Below are 315 nucleotides of genomic sequence, written 5' to 3' on the forward strand. Positions count from 1 at the left end.
GCGTCAGATGTGTCTAAGAGACAGGGTGCAGTTCCTGTGTAATCATGCGCCTCCCTTACCGTTTTTGCTGACTTTACAACCATTTCTACCCCGTTGCTCATGCTGTACATGCCTCCTATCCTTGATAGCTGTCCTTCCATCTCAGCAGCCGCCGTTCAATCAGGCGGATAACCGTATCGCTAAGCAGCCCTGCCGCGGCAAACACAATAATTCCAACAAATACAACCGGCGTATCGGCAAACTGGCGGGCGTCAGACATCATATAGCCGATACCCGAGGTCGATGCAATAAGCTCTGCCACCACCAGCCCCAGCC

1 protein-coding gene is annotated in these 315 nt (G+C 53.0%); it reads right to left on the minus strand.

Features of this window, described 5'->3' with window-relative positions; genetic code table 11:
- Positions 1-115 precede the first annotated feature (115 nt).
- Positions 116-315, minus strand: a 200-nt coding sequence (locus FAF44_RS53980; protein ID WP_237111227.1) for an ABC transporter permease, incomplete at its 5' end; no start/stop codon positions are given.

It is taken from the genome of Nonomuraea sp. MG754425, assembly GCF_021699195.1.
Taxonomy (GTDB): Bacteria; Actinomycetota; Actinomycetes; order Streptosporangiales; family Streptosporangiaceae; genus Nonomuraea.